A 13,837-nucleotide genomic window follows, 5' to 3' on the forward strand; every position below is an offset into this window, starting at 1 on the left:
CCGGTCATCTCAGGCGGTGGCCGTCACGGGGAACGCCACGTCGCACACCGGGTCCTCGGGGCCCGCCGCGTCCCAGTCGGCGAAGTACACCTCGCGGCAGGGGCCCGCGCACGCGAGGCCCTGTTCCGCGATCCACGCCTCCACCGCCTCGAACGCGGTCATGATCTGCGGGTAGGCGACCTGCGCCTTGGTGAGGCGGGTACGGGCGAGCCGGTGGGCGGGCTCGACGCGGACCGTCGTCTCCCAGACCCGCCCGTGCTCCGCCGCCCACACCCGCGCCGCCGCCTCGTCGGCGACGGGCACGCACGACTCGGCGGGCCCGTCGCTCTCCTGGGACACCTCGGAGTGGTAGACGACGAACGGGGACCCGGCCGCCCCGCCGCAGGCTCCCGCCGCCTCCTCCAGGCGCCCGAGCGACGCCCCGATCCACGCCGGCAGCTCGTCCACCAGGGTGTGCCGCGCCTGCGCGAGCACCACCTGCTCCGGCACGTCCACCGTCTCGATCACGTACTTCCCGTACATCTCGGTCTTCCTTCCCGACAGACGGCCACGGAGGTACGCGGCGAGCGTCCGCTGCCCGGCGATCCGCTCCTCGACACCGGCCCAGTAGGCGGCGAGGTGCCCGGCGGCCCGCTCGCCGTCCTGCTCCGCGGTCTCGACGACCTCGGCGATCCGGGCGAGGGGCATGTCGAGCCGGCGCAGCAGCGCGACCGTGCGGGCACGCTCCACCTGGCCGACGCGGTAGTAGCGGTAGCCGCTGGCCTCGTCGACGTACGCGGGCGCCAGCAGCCCCAGCCGGTCGTACAGCCGCAGGGCCTTCGCCGAGAGCCGCGCGCGGGCCGCGAACGCGCCGATGGTGAGCAGGTCCCGCTGCCGTGCGGGGCACGGCTTCGCCTTCTCGGGCAGATCCACAGTTCGTCCTCCGTGTCCGGGCGCCTTCCGCCCGGTGACAGGGACGGTGGTCCTTGCCCCGGGGGGAAGGTCAACCCGGACCCGGCGGGGGCGGGGCGGGGCGGAATCGGGGCGGGGGCGGGTCAGGCGGGAAGCGTCTTCTCCAGGGCCGCCACGAGCTCCGCCGACTCGGGCTCCGTCTGCGGCGAGAAGCGGGCCACGACGTCGCCGTCCGGGCCGATCAGGAACTTCTCGAAGTTCCAGCGGATGTCGCCGCTGTGCCCCTCGCCGTCCGCGGTGTCCACCAGGCGCCGGTACAGCTCGTGCCGGCCCTCGCCGTTCACCTCGGCCTTCTCGGTCATCGGGAAGGTCACGCCGTACGTCGCCGAGCAGAACTCCGCGATCTCCTCGGACGAGCCGGGCTCCTGGCCCATGAACTGGTTGCAGGGCACCCCGAGGACGGTGAAGCCGCGCTCCGCGTACCGCTCGTGCAGCCGCTCCAGACCGGCGTACTGCGGGGTCAGCCCGCACTTGGAGGCCACGTTCACGATGAGGACGGCCTTGCCCTTGTACCGGGTGAGGTCCGCGGAACCGCCCTGGAGGGCGGCGATCTCGATGTCGAGGACGGAGGCGCTGGTGGGGTCGGTGTTGCCGGTAGTCGTCATGACCGGATGCTAACTCCGGCGGGCGGACGCCCGGCGGCGCCCGGTGGTGCCCGGTGGTTTCCGGAGAAGGCCCGTTCGCCCCGGTCCGGGCTCGCCGACGAGTCCGGCTCGCGTCTGAGCATGGCTCGCCACCGAGTCCGGCCGCGTCTCAGTCCCGCTGGGCCCCGACCAGGACCTCGCCGGCGGGTGTCCGGTAGTACAGCACCGACCGTCCGGCGCGGCGGCGCGCCACCAGCCGGGCGTCGAGCAGCACCCGCAGATGACGGCCCACGGAGCCGAGCGCCTGCCCGGTCAGGGCGACCAGCTGGGTCGTGCTCATGGGGGAGTCGAGGAGGACGAGGACCCCGGCCCGGGCGGGGCCGAGCAGCGCCCCCAGGCTCTCCGGCACGGCAGGGCGCGGCCCGGGGCCGGCGAGCGCGCCCGAGCACGGATAGACGACGGCGTAACGGTGCGGCTCGTCCCACGACACCCAGCCGTGCCCCTGCGGGGTGATCGGCACGAAGAACAGCTCGGCGCCGGAGATCTCGCGCGGCGGGTACGCGCGCCGGTTGACCTGGAGCCGGTTGTCGCCGAGCCAGCGCGTGCCCGGCCGCAGCGCGTCGAGCGCCGCCGCCCAGCCTCCCTGGCTCAACTGCGCGGTCCGGGCGACGACATCGGCCTCCAGGACGCGCCGGCGCCGGTCCCAGTAGGGCCGTACGGTCTCGGTCCAGAGGTGGGTGAGCAGCTCGGCGGCGCGTGCGGGGAGGTCGTCGCGGTGCAGCGCGGCGGGCAGCGGGCCGCGCAGGGACCGGGCGAGATGGGCGCGGGCCGCGGCCGGCGGGACCGCCCCGACCCGCTGGACCTCGTCGTGGAAGTCGGCGCCCTCGCCCCTCGGCGTGGGCGTGAGGAAGTCGGCGATCCACTCCCGGCCGAGCCCGGAGCGTACGAGCAGCGCGGTGACGGGGTCGTCGGCGAGGTGCTGCCGGTAGGCGGGCAGGTGGGCGTCGAGCCAGTCGCGCTCGCCGGGGTGCGTGGCGGTGGCGGCGTGCAGCATCTTCAGCGCGCCGAAGGTCTCCGCGAGCGGGGAGATGACGAAACGGCTGCCCGCGAGCGTGTCGGCGTTCACCTGCCACCAGCCCATGAGCCCCTCCCGGCCGTCGTTTCGCGCGTGCGCGAAACAATAACGGTGCCCTCGCGGGCCGTTCGAGACTCCGCGTATGCCTCCTGACTCGTCCGACGCCGCCGCCACCGCACCCGCGCGCGGCTACTCCGCGCTCTTCCGCACGCGGGAGTTCACCCCGCTGTTCGTCGCCGCCGCCTTCCAGGCGATGGCGTCCACCGTGGCGGGTCTCGCCCTCGGGACCCTCGTCTACCGGGCCACCGAGTCCCCGCTCCTGTCCGCCCTGAGCATGTTCGGCCCGTCCTTGGTGCAGATGGTGGGCGCGGCCACGCTGCTCTCGGCGGCGGACCGGCTCCCGCCGCGCGCGACGATCGCGGGCATCGCCTCCGTCTTCGGCGTGGGCACGGCGTTCCTCGCGCTGCCCGGGCTGCCCGTGTGGGCGGTGTTCGCGGTCATCCTCGGCCTCGGACTGGTCAACTCCCTTGGCGGAGGCGTCCGCTGGGGCCTGCTCAACGAGATCCTGTCGAAGGACGGCTACCTCCTCGGCCGCTCGGTCTTCAACATGCTGAGCGGCGTCGCGCAGGTCACCGGCTTCGCGGCCGGCGGCGTCCTGGTGGCCCTGCTGTCCCCGCGCGTCACCCTGCTCAGCGCCGCCGCCCTCTACCTCGCGGGAGCGGCCGCCGTCCGCCTCGGACTGAGCCGCCGGGCACCCCGCGTGTCCGGCCGCCCCTCGATCGCGCAGACCTGGCGCACCAACGCCCGGCTGTGGGCGTACGCCCCGCGCCGGAACGTCTACCTGCTCCTGTGGATCCCCAACGGCCTGATCGTCGGCTGCGAGTCCCTCTTCGTCTCGTACGCCCCGGACCGCGCGGGCCTGCTCTTCGCGAGCGCGGCGTTCGGGATGTTCGTCGGGGACGTGACGGCGGGCCGCTTCCTGCCGCCGGCGCTGCGGCCCCGGCTGGGCGGCCCGTTCCTGGTGCTGCTGGCCGGACCGTACCTGCTGTTCTTCCTCCACCCGGGGGCCGGTGCGGCGGCGGCCTGCGCGGCCGTGGCCTCGGTCGGTTTCGGCGCGAGCCTGATCCAGCAGGAGCGCCTGATGTCGCTCACCCCGGACGAGCTGAGCGGCCACGCCCTGGGGCTGCACTCCTCGGGCATGCTCACGATGCAGGGCGTGAGCGCGGCCCTCGCGGGCACGCTGGCGCAACTCACCTCGGCGGGAACGGCGATGACGCTGATGGCGGCCGCCTCCCTCACCGTGACGGCCGCTGTGTCGGCGGCGGACCGCGGGCGGCGGCGGAACGCGCAGCGCGAGGGGACGGCCGGGAGCGGGGCCGCGGACGCCATCGCCGCGGACGTCACCGCCGCGGACGTCACCGCTGCGGGCGGCTCGTCGGGCGGCTCCGGGTCGGGCGGCTCCGCGCGCCGGCCGCCGGCCGACCGGTCATGAGGTGGCTCGGGTGCGGCGAGCGGTCATGAGGTGGCTCGGGTGCGGCGAGCGTTTGTCCGTCGCGGTCCCTTCGGGGCCAGGGGGCGCGGCACCACGGTGTCCAGGATCTCCTGGACCCGCTCGGCGATGTCCGCCCGGTCGTTGAGCACCCAGGAGATGTGCTGGGCGCCGAAGAACGCGGAGACCAGCACCCGTGCGGTGACGTCCGGGTCGGTCTCGGCGGGCAACTGACCCTCGTCCAGGGCCTGCTGGAACCAGGCGACCAGCGACTCGGTGTATCCCAGGTACGGCATGGGCAGGTCGGCGCCGATGAGGGAGCGCTCGATCTGCAGCCGGGCGCCCGCCTGCACCATGATGTCGTCGCGGAAGGCGACCGCCGTACGCACCAGCAGCTCCGCCACCGCGTCCAGCGGCGACAGTTCCGCCTCCTGCACCTCCAGCCCGATCACCCCGAGAAGGTGGTAGAACTCCTCGGCCACGGCCTGGGCGAGCGCCTCCTTGTTGGCGAAGTGGAAGTAGACGGCCCCCTTGGTCACTCCGGCGAGTTCCGCCACGTCCAGGACGGTGACGGCGGGGAACCCCCTGGTCGCGAACGCCTCGGCCGCCGCGTCGAGCACCTGGCCACGGGTGCGCACGGCGCGCTCCTGCTTGAGGCCGGTGTCCTTGTGGCGGGGGGCGTCGTACCGGGTGGGCCGCGGGGGCCGGGACGTCCGGGAGCTGCTTTCCGCCATGGTGTCCATCCTTGCTGTGCCTTGTTGGGCTTCCTTGAAATATACCTTCGGGAATGTATTGTAAGTCGCGGCTCGATGAGCACAAGCGTCGTGCCGATGTTGCCGTCTGCGTGAATACATTCACTGGGGGTCCAGACCATGCATCAGCCTGCCACCATGCCTTCCGCCGCTTCCGGCGCCGTGCCCGCCGTGCCGCTCCCGGCGGGCATGACGGTGCCCCGGCTCGGTGACAACGGCCGTTCCCGCCAGGCGGGCGGGGCCGCACCGGCGGACCGCTCCCGGCTCAGCTTCCTGCAGCCCGTACCGCGGCACATGGTCCACCGTGCCGCGATAGCCGAGGTGTTCCTGACCGACGCCGTCCGCACGGGCGAGCACAGCTTCCTGGTCGCCGCCCAGTGGCCGCGCGACCATGCCCTCTACTCGCCGGGCAGCGACGGCGCCAGCGATCCGCTGCTGTTCATGGAGACGATCCGGCAGTCGCTCGTCTATCTGGCGCACGCCTTCTACGGGGTCCCGCTCACTCACCGCTTCATCGGCTTCGGTTCGGAGTTCGAGATAACCGACCCGGCCCCGCTGCGCATCGGCGGCGAACCGGTCCCGGTCGTCCTCGAGGCGCAGTGGCTGTAGGTCGGCAACCGTCCGCCGAACCGCTTCGGCATGCGGCTCGAAGTCGTCCTCACCGTCGGCGGCCGGACCTGCGGGCGGGGGGCCCTGCACGTCGTCGCCGTCGACGACAAGCGGTACGCGATGCTGCGCGGCCGTGGCGCGCGCCCGGCCGGCGCGGCGGTGACCGGGCCCGCCCCGCGCACCGTGGAGCGCGTGCACCCCTCGGCGGTGGGCAGGCTGCGCACCAAGGACAGCGTCCTCGTCCGCGAACGGGCCGACAAGCCCTGGCAGTTGCTCGTCGACGTCGGCCACCCGATCTTCTTCGACCACCCCAGCGACCACGTCCCGCTCATGGTCACCCTCGAAGGTGTGCGCCAGCTCGGGCACCTGCTGCTGCACCCCGCGGGCGGCGGCCGCCGGGGCGCGCACTCGCTGCTCGCCATGGAGACCGACTGCCAGGCGTTCGGTGAACTGGACGTCCCGATCGACCTCGTCGTGCGTGAGCGCGGAGCGGTCTCCGGCACCGGCGTCCAGCGTCTGACCATCGACGCCGTCCAGGACGGCAAGGTGCTCACGGCCTGCCGCTCGGTCTGGGGGCCGGGCCCGGAACGGGTCTCCGCGACTCCCGGGTCCTCCACGACCGCCGGATTCCCCGGGGCCGCCGAGGGCTTCGGCCACCGGGTCGTCTTCCCCCGCACGGCCTGACCGCCGCACCCGGCCCTGTCCGTCGACCGCACGGGCCGGGCCTTGTCCGTCGTCCGGGCGGACAGGGCGTCGTCCGCCGTCCGTACGGCGGGCATGGCGTCGGCGGCTCACCCCGCGTCGGCCGCTCACCCCGCGTCGCCCGGGAGCGCGTCCCACAGGTCGCGCACGCGGTCGGCGAGGCCCCGCCGCTCCAGATCGGGGGCGGTGTAGTAGGCGCCCACCAGGATCACGGTGGCCAGATCGGCGAGCGGCGCGGCCGGCGACCGGAGGGGCCGCGGATCCCCGGCCCGGGCGTCCCCCGTCAACTCGGCCGCCATGCGGTGCAGTTCCCGCAGCGGCGCCGGAGGCTCGGGTGCCGTGTGCGCCTCGTCCATCACGAGACGGAGCGCGCCGTTGACCCGTACGTCCGACTCCACCCGCTCGGCCAGCGCGCAGGACAGGGCGCGCAGCCGGTCGCGCGTCGGGGCGCCCTCGGCCGGAAGGCGTGCGGCGAGCGTCCTGGTCACCTGCTCCAGCACCTCCTCCAGGTGCCCGGTGAGGGCCTGGGCGAGGTGTTCCTTGGAGGCGAAGTGGCCGTAGAGGGCTCCCTTGGTGAGTCCCGTGCGGTCCGCGACGTGCTGGAGGTTGGCGCGCGGATAGCCGTGCCGGGCGAACTCGGCCGCGGCCGCGTCCAGGACCAGTTCGTGGGTGCGGCGGGAGCGCGCCTGCTTGGCCATCGCATGTCCTTTCCGGAGGAGGCAGCGGCCGGTGGGCCAAAGAATACCTTCTTGAACGCACTTTTTCTGCAGACGGGACGGCGCGGGTACCGCCCGGCGCCGCCGCACATCGGACAGGGGAGCAGCTGATGAGCAACACCGGTACGGGCATGGACCGTTATACGGGGACCCGCCTCGACGTCGGCGCGGCCGCCGGGACCGCGGCGGCGCACGCCCGGGCGGCCGACACGGGGCGCAGACTGGCGGACGAGGTGGTCGACGCGCTGACCGGCAGCGGGCTGCCCGGGTACTTCGTCCCGGCGCGCTGGGGCGGGGCGGAGGGCGGATTCGCCGGCCTGCTCGACGCCGTCGCGGCCATCGCGGAGGGCGGCTGCGCCTCGGCCGCCTGGGTCGGCATGCTCTGGGCCGCTCACGGCCGCTTCGCCGCCCATCTGCCCGAGGAGGGGCAGGCGCGGCTGTGGGCCGACGGGGCCGGTGCGGCCGGGGTGCGGCTCGCCGCCGCGCTCGCGCCGCCCGCCGGAGGGGCCGAGCCCTGCGCGGGCGGCCACCGTCTGCACGGCACCTGGCACTGCGTCAGCGGCGTCGAGTTCGCCGACTGGGTTCTGGTGGCGGCGCCCGAGCCGTACGAGGACGGCAGGCGCGTACGGGTGTGTGCCGTTCCGGCGCGCGAGGTGACCGTGGAGGACACCTGGGACAGCACCGGGCTGCGCGGCACGGGCAGTAACACGGTGGTGATCCAGGACGCCTTTGTCCCGCACCACCTCTCCTTCCTCCTGGTCGACATGCTGCGCGGCGGCGAGGTCACGGGTGGCGCCCGCTGCCACACCGCTCCCGCTGGACTGGCCGGCGGGATCCTCTTCTGCGCACCGGCGCTGGGCGCGGCGCGCCGTGCGCTGCGGGTGTGGTCCGCCTGGGCAGCCGCGAAGGGCACCGGCAGCGGGCGTCCGAACCACGACAGCGCGGCCGTCCGGGACACGCTGGCCACCGCATCGGCCCGGATCGACGCGGCCGGACTGCTGCTGACGCGCGCCGCGCACCGTGCGGACACCGAGCCCGTCACGGAACTGCTGGTGGCGGAGAACCAGCGGGACGCGGCGGTCGCGGCCGAGCTCCTCGCGGAGTGCGTGGACCGGCTGTTCCGTACCGGCGGCGCCCACGTCCGGGACGCCGGCGGCGAACTCCAGCGGCTCTGGCGGGACGTCCACACCGTCGCCTCCCATGGAGTCCTGCGGCTGGAGCCGGTCGCCGCCGCCTACGCCTCGGCGGCATTCGGCGACGGGGCCCCGGGTGCCTCGGGCGTCCCGCGTGTCCCGGATGCCCCGGACACGCGGGCGAGCGCGGCCTCCCGTTCCAGGTAGAAGCCGATCTTCCAGTCCAGGTAGCGCAGGGTGGACTCGAACTCCTCGGCCCTCGCGCGCAGCAGTGCGCGATGGGCTTCCAGCAGCTCCCTGCGGGCCCCGATGGTGGCGTCCCCGGCCCGGTACAACTCGACGTAGTGGTTCATGTCCGCCGGCACCATCCCGGTGCTGCGCAGATGGTTGAGGAACTCCAGCCAGCGCAGGTGCAGGGGACTGTAGGCGTGCTCGCCCCAGGGGTCCTCCTCGGCGCTCTCGATCAGCCCCTGGTCCTCGTACCAGCGCAGCGTCCGCGCGTCGAGGCCGCTGATGCGGACGACCTCGTCCAGGGAGTACGTCTTCGCGTACGCGGCGGTGGAGGCCGACGCGGGGGCGGGGGCGGCGGTGGAGGCCGGGGCGGCTCCCTCTGCGGGGGCCGTGGCCGGGGTGGTTGCGCCCGTGGAGGCCGTCGCCGGGTGCGAGGCGGTCGCGGGCCTGGGCGTGGTGGCGGCCTGGCGGCGGGTGGTCGTGATCGGCGGCGGGGTGGAGACCGGTGCGGACATCGTCGGGTCCCTTCGGTGGCTTCGGTGACGTCGGTTTCCCTGAACTGGTGCGTGGCTCCATCATGGCCCCTTTAGATTCCTTCGTGAAGGTATTTTATCTGTCTTTTGCCGGAGGGCCGCTGCCCAGTGCGGCCCCCGGCATGCGAGGCCTCCGGCACGCGAGGGCCCCGGCGCGCGAGGGCCCCGGTCCGGGGTCGGTCCCGGCCGGGGCCTCGGCGTGGTGGGCGCAAGGCCCCAACGGGCCCTACTTGTCACCCCGGCTGGTGAGGCGCGGCAGCAGCATCGCGGTGGCCGCCGCCGTGACGAGCAGCATCACGATCCCGATCAGGAAGCTGGTGTTCATACCGCGCTGGAAGTGCGACGTGTCGGCGATCAGCGCGCCGAACGCCGCGACCGCGAGGCAACTGCCGACCTGGCGGCCGGTGTTGAGGACGGCCGCCGCGGTACCGGCACGCTCGCCGTCGACGTTCTCGAGGATCGCCGCGGTCAGCGACGGCACGGCGAGTCCGCCGCCCAGGCCGATCGGGACGAGCAGCAGGACCGGGATCAGCAGCGAGGTGTGCGGGGTGACCGTGAGCATCAGCAGCGAACCGCCGACCATGATCAGCTGACCGATGGCCATCGGCACCCTGGCCCCCTTGCGGGCCGCCAGCTTCACACCGGCCATGTTGACCACGGAGATCAGCGCGCACATCGGGATGAACATCGCACCGGCCTCGACCGGGGACGCCCCGCGCACCTGCTGGAAGTACATGCCGAGCAGGAAGATGGCACCGTAGAACACCGCGTTGATGGTGAAGCCGGCCGCCAGGCAGACCAGCACCGTACGGGACTTGAAGACGCTGAGCGGGACCATCGGCTGCTTGCTGCGCGACTGCGTGACCACGAAGAGGGCAGCCGCCGCGGCCGCCGCCAGCAGCGTGCCGAGCACACCCGTGCTGGCCCAGCCCTCACGCCCGCCCTCGATCACGGCGTACGTCAGTCCGGCCAGCGTGACGACCACGGACAGCTGCCCGAGCAGGTCGACGGGGGCCGCGCGACGGGCCGAGGGGGCGATGCGGGTCAGCAGGGCGAGGCCGATCGCGCCCACGGGCAGGTTCAGGTAGAACACGGCACGCCAGCTCAGCCCGCTGGTGAGCATCCCGCCGATCACGGGACCCACGGCGACCGCGACCGAGCCGGCCGCCGTCCAGATGGCGATGGCCCGCGCCCGCTTGCCGGGGTCGGTGTACGTCTGCCGGATCAGCGCCAGGGAGGCCGGGACCATCAGCGCCGCCGCGCCGCCCTGCACCATCCGCGCGCCGATCAGCGTGCCCAGGTTGGGCGCGAGGCCGCAGGCGAGCGAGGCGACCGTGAACAACGCGAGACCCCAGGCGTACGCCCGGCTGGCACCGATCCGGTCCGAGAACGTTCCCGCGGACAGCATGAACGCCGCGAACATCAGGGTGTAGCCGTCGACGATCCACTGCAGGTCGGCCATGGAGCCGCTGAGGCTGTGCGAGATGGCCGGGAGGGCGACGTTGACGACCGAGCCGTCGAGGGAGATGACGAAGAAGGCGAGCAGCGCGGCCGCGAGGACGGTGGTGGTGGACGAGCCGCGGGGGGCGGCCGGTTCGCCGGCCGGCACGACCGGCGCCCGGTCGGTGCGCGCGGCCCGGGTCAGGATGGCCATGGGAGTTCTCCTTGTACGAGGACGAGATGAGGGCGGGGGAGGGGCGGTGAGGCGAGGGGTGGCGGTCGTCCGCCGGGCGGGCGGGTCAGCGCGCCGCCTTGGGGCGGTGGCGGGAGGTGGCTGGCGGTCAGGCGGCGTCGGCCGGTGCCGCCCGGCGGCGGCTCAGCTCGGCGAACTGCGGGTCGGTGCCGATGACCCCGCCCTCGCCCCAGCGGTTCTGCGGGACCTCGCTGATGTAGACGGTGATCTTGTCGAGGGGTGCGCCGATCACCCGGTGCACCGTCGCCGTCAGCTCCTCGATGAGCTCCTTGCACTTCTCGTCGGTCTGGTTGGGCCACGTGGTCATGGAGAGGATGGGCACGGCGGAACTCCTTGTGAGTCGGTGAGTAGGTGAGTCGGTGAGTCAGGGCTTTTGGGCGCGCTGAAGGGCGTGAGGGCCCTACGGGGGTGCGGGCGCCGCGAAGTACGGGGAGGGGAAGGCGGAGGGAGCGCGGGGGCGGCGGTGGATCTGGCCTACAGGCCGGCCGAGGCTCCGCCGTCGAGGGTGATCGCCGCGCCCGCGATGTGCCGGGCGGCGGGGGAGAGCAGGAAGGCCACCAGCCGGGCCACGTCGGCGGGTGCGGCCAGCGTGCCGAGCGGGGTCTGCGCGGCCACCTGTGCGGTGACCTCCTCGGCGGTGACTCCGGACCGGTCGCCGAGTGCCTTGGCGATCTCGCCCCACAGCGGCGTGTCCACCGCGCCCGGGTCGACGACGTTGACCCGGACACCGGATCGGCCGAGTTCCTTGGAGACGGCCTTCGCGAAGGCCGCCAGGGCGGCGTTGACCGCGCCGCTCACCGGGAAGAGCGGGTCGGGGTCCTTCCGGAAGACGCCGCTGACCAGGACGATCGCACCACGCCTGGCGTCGGTCATGGGCCCGGCGACGGCGCGGGTGAGCCGGACGGCGCCCATCAGCTTGGCGTTGAAGGCGGTCTGCCACACGTCGTCGGAGGTCTCGCGCAACGGGGCCAGGGGGCCGTCTCCCGCGGTGTGGACCAGGGCGTCGACACGGCCCAGGCGGGCGACCAGCTCGGAGACGGTGGTGTCGACCGAGTGCGTGTCGTTGATGTCCGTCTCGTAGGCCAGGAGGCGGCCGGCGCCGCCGGTCAGGGCGTCGACCTCCCGCCGTACCCGCTCCAGACGGGCCGCGTCGCGGCCGAGCAGCACCACGGTGGCGTCGGACCGGGCGAGTTCCTCGACGACGGCCGCACCCATACCGCCGGTGGCGCCGCTCACCACGACGACGGGGGTCTCGCGGTCAGGAGCTGTGGCGGGGGCATTGGTGTCCACGATGGCCTCGCTTTCCCGGGCGGGGCCCGGTCGGTGGCGGATGCGGGGTGCGGGGTGAGATGCGCGGGGGTGCGGGTTCGGGACGGAAGGTGAACGCGCGGTCGGGCGGCGGTACTTGGGCGCACAGGGCTGCGGGCCGCTGGATCGCTCCGGTGGTCGGGGGAGCGGGTCCGGCCTGGTGATGAAAAAGGTAGCGGGATCGGGAAGCGGTCGCAACCATCTAGTTGGTTTTTAGCTCCGTCCGGCGGTGGTCGTCGCACGTAACGGCACGTCAGGCGGTCAATGAGCCCAGCAAAAAAGGGAGTTCGGACTCGCCGAACTCCCTTGTGCGGGCCGTCTCCGGGTCGCTTCCGGGCCGGACCTTGCCCCTCCGGGCCGCAGCCAGGCCGCCTCCGGGCCGGGCCCTGCCCCTCCGGGCCTCAGACGCTGCCCTCGAGGACGTTGTCGATGACCGAATGCCCGTGGGCGACGATGCTGGCGCGGAGCAGCGCCCAGCCGGCCTCCGAGTCGCCGTCCGGCCCCAGCATCAGGCGGCGCTGCTGGGGCACGATGAACGGCCAGGAGGCCAGGCCGATCAGCGCGATGAGCACCCGGGCCGCCGCCGTCGGGTCGTCGATGCCGAGCGCGATGCTGAGCGCGGCCGTCTTGTGGACGTAGTACGTCTCGCGCTCCTTCTCGTCCGGGATGGGCCGGTCGCGGTAGTGCAGCCCCTCCCAGGCCAGCAGCCGCACCAGGTCGCCGGAGGCGCGGTGGTAGTCGAAGACCTCGCCCACGTAGGCGCGCAGGCCGTTCTCCGTGGTGGGGATGGGGACGGCCTGCGACATGTGCTGGTACACGCGGGTCATGACGGCCGAGAACAGGGATTCCTTGTTGCCGAAGTAGGCGTACAGGCGCTGCTTGTTCACGCCGGAGCGTTCGGCGATGCGGTCCACGCGGGCGCCGGCCAGCCCGTGCTCGGAGAACTCGGTCTGGGCGGCGTCCAGAAGCTTGACGCGGGTCTGCTGTCCCTTGGGTGTCTCAGCCATGAGGAGAGCCTAGTCCAAGGGAAACCAACTGGATAGTTTAGAAAAACCAACTAGATGGTTGCGCAAGCGCGGTCACGTCCTCTACGTTCTTCACATCGGCCCCGCCGCCCCGGAAATCCGGTGCAGGGCCAGGAAGTTGAGCTGTGCCTGCTCCTCCCGTCCCGCGGTCCCGCCCCCTCTGAGTGCGAGCCGCCCCACCAAGGAGATCCCATGTCAGCCACCACCCGGACCCTGCTGATCGTCGGTGACCGTTTTGTCGGCTTCGCCTCGCAGGACGACGTCCTCACGGTCACCCAGTTCATCGAGGACATGCGGCTGGGGGTGTACTCCTGGGACACCCGCCCGATCCGGGTCCGTGCCGGACAGGGCATCACCGCCGACGAGTGGCAGCAGGTGTACGACCAGGCCCTGCTGCTCGGACTCGCGGAGCGGCTGGAGTTCCACTACGAGGCGCCGGCTCTCGCGGAGCGCGGCGAGGCGCACAAGCACCGAAGCTGCAACACCCTGATAGCCGACCTCCGACGGGACGGCGACAGCCTCTTCTCGGCGAACCTGCGCGTGCACAACGACAACGAGCTGCTCATCGACCACCAGACCGGTGAGCACGTCCAGGGCATGGTCGCCGTCGAGGCCGCACGGCAGATGTTCCTCGCGGTCAGCGAGCGCTACCACGCCTCCCGGTACCTCGACCGGAAGTACTACTACGTCATCGAGTCGATGAACACGGGCTTCGAGAATTTCCTCTTCCCGGTCGACGCCACGATCGAGTACCGCACCGTCAGCGCCGACACCGACAACCCGGACCGGCTCACGTTCACCGCCGAGATCGGCATCCACCAGGCCGGCCGCCGTGCCTCGGTCACCACCGTCTCGTACACCGCCTTCGACGCCCACGTCATCGAGGCGAAGGAACACCGCCGGGCGCGCTTCGCCGTCGAGTACGCGGCGGAGCGGGCGGCCGTCACCACGGCCGCCCCGGAGACGGCGGCGGCCGGGAGCCCGGTGCTCGTCGGCGCCTGACGTCAGCATTCAGCACTCATCACGCATCACCTCA

At 73.1% G+C, this 13,837-nt stretch carries 15 protein-coding genes; 5 read left to right on the plus strand and 10 right to left on the minus strand.

The annotated features are described in order from the left end of the window. Positions 1 to 9: 9 nt before the first annotated feature. The 3 genes from ACFY93_RS21785 to ACFY93_RS21795 form a co-directional block, all read right to left on the minus strand. Positions 10 to 912 carry a MerR family transcriptional regulator gene (locus tag ACFY93_RS21785; protein ID WP_391361475.1) on the minus strand — a complete coding sequence of 301 codons (903 nt, stop codon included), beginning with the start codon at positions 910 to 912 and terminating at the stop codon, positions 10 to 12. Between the two features lie 122 nt (positions 913 to 1,034). Further along, the gene (locus tag ACFY93_RS21790) at positions 1,035 to 1,556 is read right to left on the minus strand and encodes a glutathione peroxidase (protein ID WP_391361477.1); all 522 of its coding nucleotides are present in this window, start codon (positions 1,554 to 1,556) and stop codon (positions 1,035 to 1,037) included. A 148-nt stretch (positions 1,557 to 1,704) separates the two neighbouring features. Continuing rightward, positions 1,705 to 2,676, minus strand: coding sequence for an ArsR family transcriptional regulator (locus ACFY93_RS21795; protein ID WP_391361480.1), 972 nt, complete (start codon positions 2,674 to 2,676; stop codon positions 1,705 to 1,707). A gap of 76 nt (positions 2,677 to 2,752) precedes the next feature. On the opposite strand from ACFY93_RS21795, the gene ACFY93_RS21800 reads away from it, so the two are divergent. Further along, entirely contained in the window at positions 2,753 to 4,102 is a 1,350-nt protein-coding gene (locus tag ACFY93_RS21800; RefSeq protein ID WP_391361483.1) for an MFS transporter, read from the plus strand. 23 nt (positions 4,103 to 4,125) lie between these two features. Here ACFY93_RS21800 and ACFY93_RS21805 read toward each other — a convergent pair whose 3' ends face one another. Beyond that, positions 4,126 to 4,833: a ScbR family autoregulator-binding transcription factor gene (locus tag ACFY93_RS21805; protein ID WP_391361486.1), complete on the minus strand. Its 708-nt coding sequence runs from the start codon at positions 4,831 to 4,833 to the stop codon at positions 4,126 to 4,128. A gap of 156 nt (positions 4,834 to 4,989) precedes the next feature. Between ACFY93_RS21805 and ACFY93_RS21810 the strand changes: the two genes are divergently transcribed. Then, positions 4,990 to 5,460, plus strand: coding sequence for an AfsA-related hotdog domain-containing protein (locus tag ACFY93_RS21810; protein ID WP_391361490.1), 471 nt, complete (start codon positions 4,990 to 4,992; stop codon positions 5,458 to 5,460). Positions 5,461 to 5,490: 30 nt separating this feature from the next. Further along, positions 5,491 to 6,144, plus strand: a complete 654-nt coding sequence (locus tag ACFY93_RS21815) for an AfsA-related hotdog domain-containing protein (RefSeq protein WP_391361492.1) — start codon at positions 5,491 to 5,493, stop codon at positions 6,142 to 6,144. Between the two features lie 125 nt (positions 6,145 to 6,269). Here ACFY93_RS21815 and ACFY93_RS21820 read toward each other — a convergent pair whose 3' ends face one another. Then, positions 6,270 to 6,860, minus strand: coding sequence for a TetR family transcriptional regulator (locus ACFY93_RS21820; protein ID WP_391361495.1), 591 nt, complete (start codon positions 6,858 to 6,860; stop codon positions 6,270 to 6,272). 128 nt (positions 6,861 to 6,988) lie between these two features. Here ACFY93_RS21820 and ACFY93_RS21825 point away from each other — a divergent pair, with 128 nt between their 5' ends. Then, entirely contained in the window at positions 6,989 to 8,218 is a 1,230-nt protein-coding gene (locus ACFY93_RS21825) for an acyl-CoA dehydrogenase family protein (RefSeq protein WP_391361498.1), read from the plus strand. On the opposite strand, the gene ACFY93_RS21830 is transcribed toward ACFY93_RS21825, so the two are convergent. From ACFY93_RS21830 to ACFY93_RS21850, 5 genes are all read right to left on the minus strand, one after another. Continuing rightward, the gene (locus ACFY93_RS21830) at positions 8,113 to 8,757 is read right to left on the minus strand and encodes a MerR family transcriptional regulator (protein ID WP_391361500.1); all 645 of its coding nucleotides are present in this window, start codon (positions 8,755 to 8,757) and stop codon (positions 8,113 to 8,115) included. The two genes, ACFY93_RS21825 and ACFY93_RS21830, sit on opposite strands and share 106 nt — an antisense overlap. A 244-nt stretch (positions 8,758 to 9,001) precedes the next feature. Next, on the minus strand, positions 9,002 to 10,429 hold the full coding sequence (locus ACFY93_RS21835) for an MFS transporter (RefSeq protein WP_391361503.1): 1,428 nt from the start codon (positions 10,427 to 10,429) through the stop codon (positions 9,002 to 9,004). Between the two features lie 127 nt (positions 10,430 to 10,556). Beyond that, complete coding sequence (locus ACFY93_RS21840; protein WP_391361505.1) at positions 10,557 to 10,790, minus strand: tautomerase family protein; 234 nt, start codon at positions 10,788 to 10,790, stop codon at positions 10,557 to 10,559. A gap of 152 nt (positions 10,791 to 10,942) precedes the next feature. Next, positions 10,943 to 11,758 carry an SDR family oxidoreductase gene (locus ACFY93_RS21845; RefSeq protein WP_391361508.1) on the minus strand — a complete coding sequence of 272 codons (816 nt, stop codon included), beginning with the start codon at positions 11,756 to 11,758 and terminating at the stop codon, positions 10,943 to 10,945. Positions 11,759 to 12,177: 419 nt separating this feature from the next. Then, complete coding sequence (locus tag ACFY93_RS21850; protein WP_391361510.1) at positions 12,178 to 12,783, minus strand: TetR family transcriptional regulator; 606 nt, start codon at positions 12,781 to 12,783, stop codon at positions 12,178 to 12,180. A gap of 210 nt (positions 12,784 to 12,993) precedes the next feature. Between ACFY93_RS21850 and ACFY93_RS21855 the strand changes: the two genes are divergently transcribed. Further along, a complete protein-coding gene (locus ACFY93_RS21855) occupies positions 12,994 to 13,803 on the plus strand; it encodes an AfsA-related hotdog domain-containing protein (RefSeq protein WP_391361512.1) in 810 nt (269 codons plus the stop codon). Positions 13,804 to 13,837 lie beyond the last annotated feature (34 nt).

Origin of the sequence: Streptomyces sp. NPDC008313, assembly GCF_042956125.1 — a bacterium.
Taxonomy (GTDB): domain Bacteria; phylum Actinomycetota; class Actinomycetes; order Streptomycetales; family Streptomycetaceae; genus Streptomyces.

Excerpts from the sequence above, each read along its gene's own strand:
- ACFY93_RS21795 (WP_391361480.1), bottom strand. The coding sequence starts at position 2,676 with ATGGGCTGGTGGCAGGTGAACGCCGACACGCTCGCGGGCAGCCGTTTC.
- ACFY93_RS21805 (WP_391361486.1), bottom strand. The coding sequence starts at position 4,833 with ATGGCGGAAAGCAGCTCCCGGACGTCCCGGCCCCCGCGGCCCACCCGG.
- ACFY93_RS21835 (WP_391361503.1), bottom strand. The coding sequence starts at position 10,429 with ATGGCCATCCTGACCCGGGCCGCGCGCACCGACCGGGCGCCGGTCGTG.
- ACFY93_RS21815 (WP_391361492.1), top strand. The coding sequence starts at position 5,491 with ATGCGGCTCGAAGTCGTCCTCACCGTCGGCGGCCGGACCTGCGGGCGG.
- ACFY93_RS21810 (WP_391361490.1), top strand. The coding sequence starts at position 4,990 with ATGCCTTCCGCCGCTTCCGGCGCCGTGCCCGCCGTGCCGCTCCCGGCG.
- ACFY93_RS21800 (WP_391361483.1), top strand. The coding sequence starts at position 2,753 with ATGCCTCCTGACTCGTCCGACGCCGCCGCCACCGCACCCGCGCGCGGC.
- ACFY93_RS21850 (WP_391361510.1), bottom strand. The coding sequence starts at position 12,783 with ATGGCTGAGACACCCAAGGGACAGCAGACCCGCGTCAAGCTTCTGGAC.
- ACFY93_RS21790 (WP_391361477.1), bottom strand. The coding sequence starts at position 1,556 with ATGACGACTACCGGCAACACCGACCCCACCAGCGCCTCCGTCCTCGAC.
- ACFY93_RS21820 (WP_391361495.1), bottom strand. The coding sequence starts at position 6,860 with ATGGCCAAGCAGGCGCGCTCCCGCCGCACCCACGAACTGGTCCTGGAC.
- ACFY93_RS21825 (WP_391361498.1), top strand. The coding sequence starts at position 6,989 with ATGAGCAACACCGGTACGGGCATGGACCGTTATACGGGGACCCGCCTC.
- ACFY93_RS21830 (WP_391361500.1), bottom strand. The coding sequence starts at position 8,757 with ATGTCCGCACCGGTCTCCACCCCGCCGCCGATCACGACCACCCGCCGC.
- ACFY93_RS21855 (WP_391361512.1), top strand. The coding sequence starts at position 12,994 with ATGTCAGCCACCACCCGGACCCTGCTGATCGTCGGTGACCGTTTTGTC.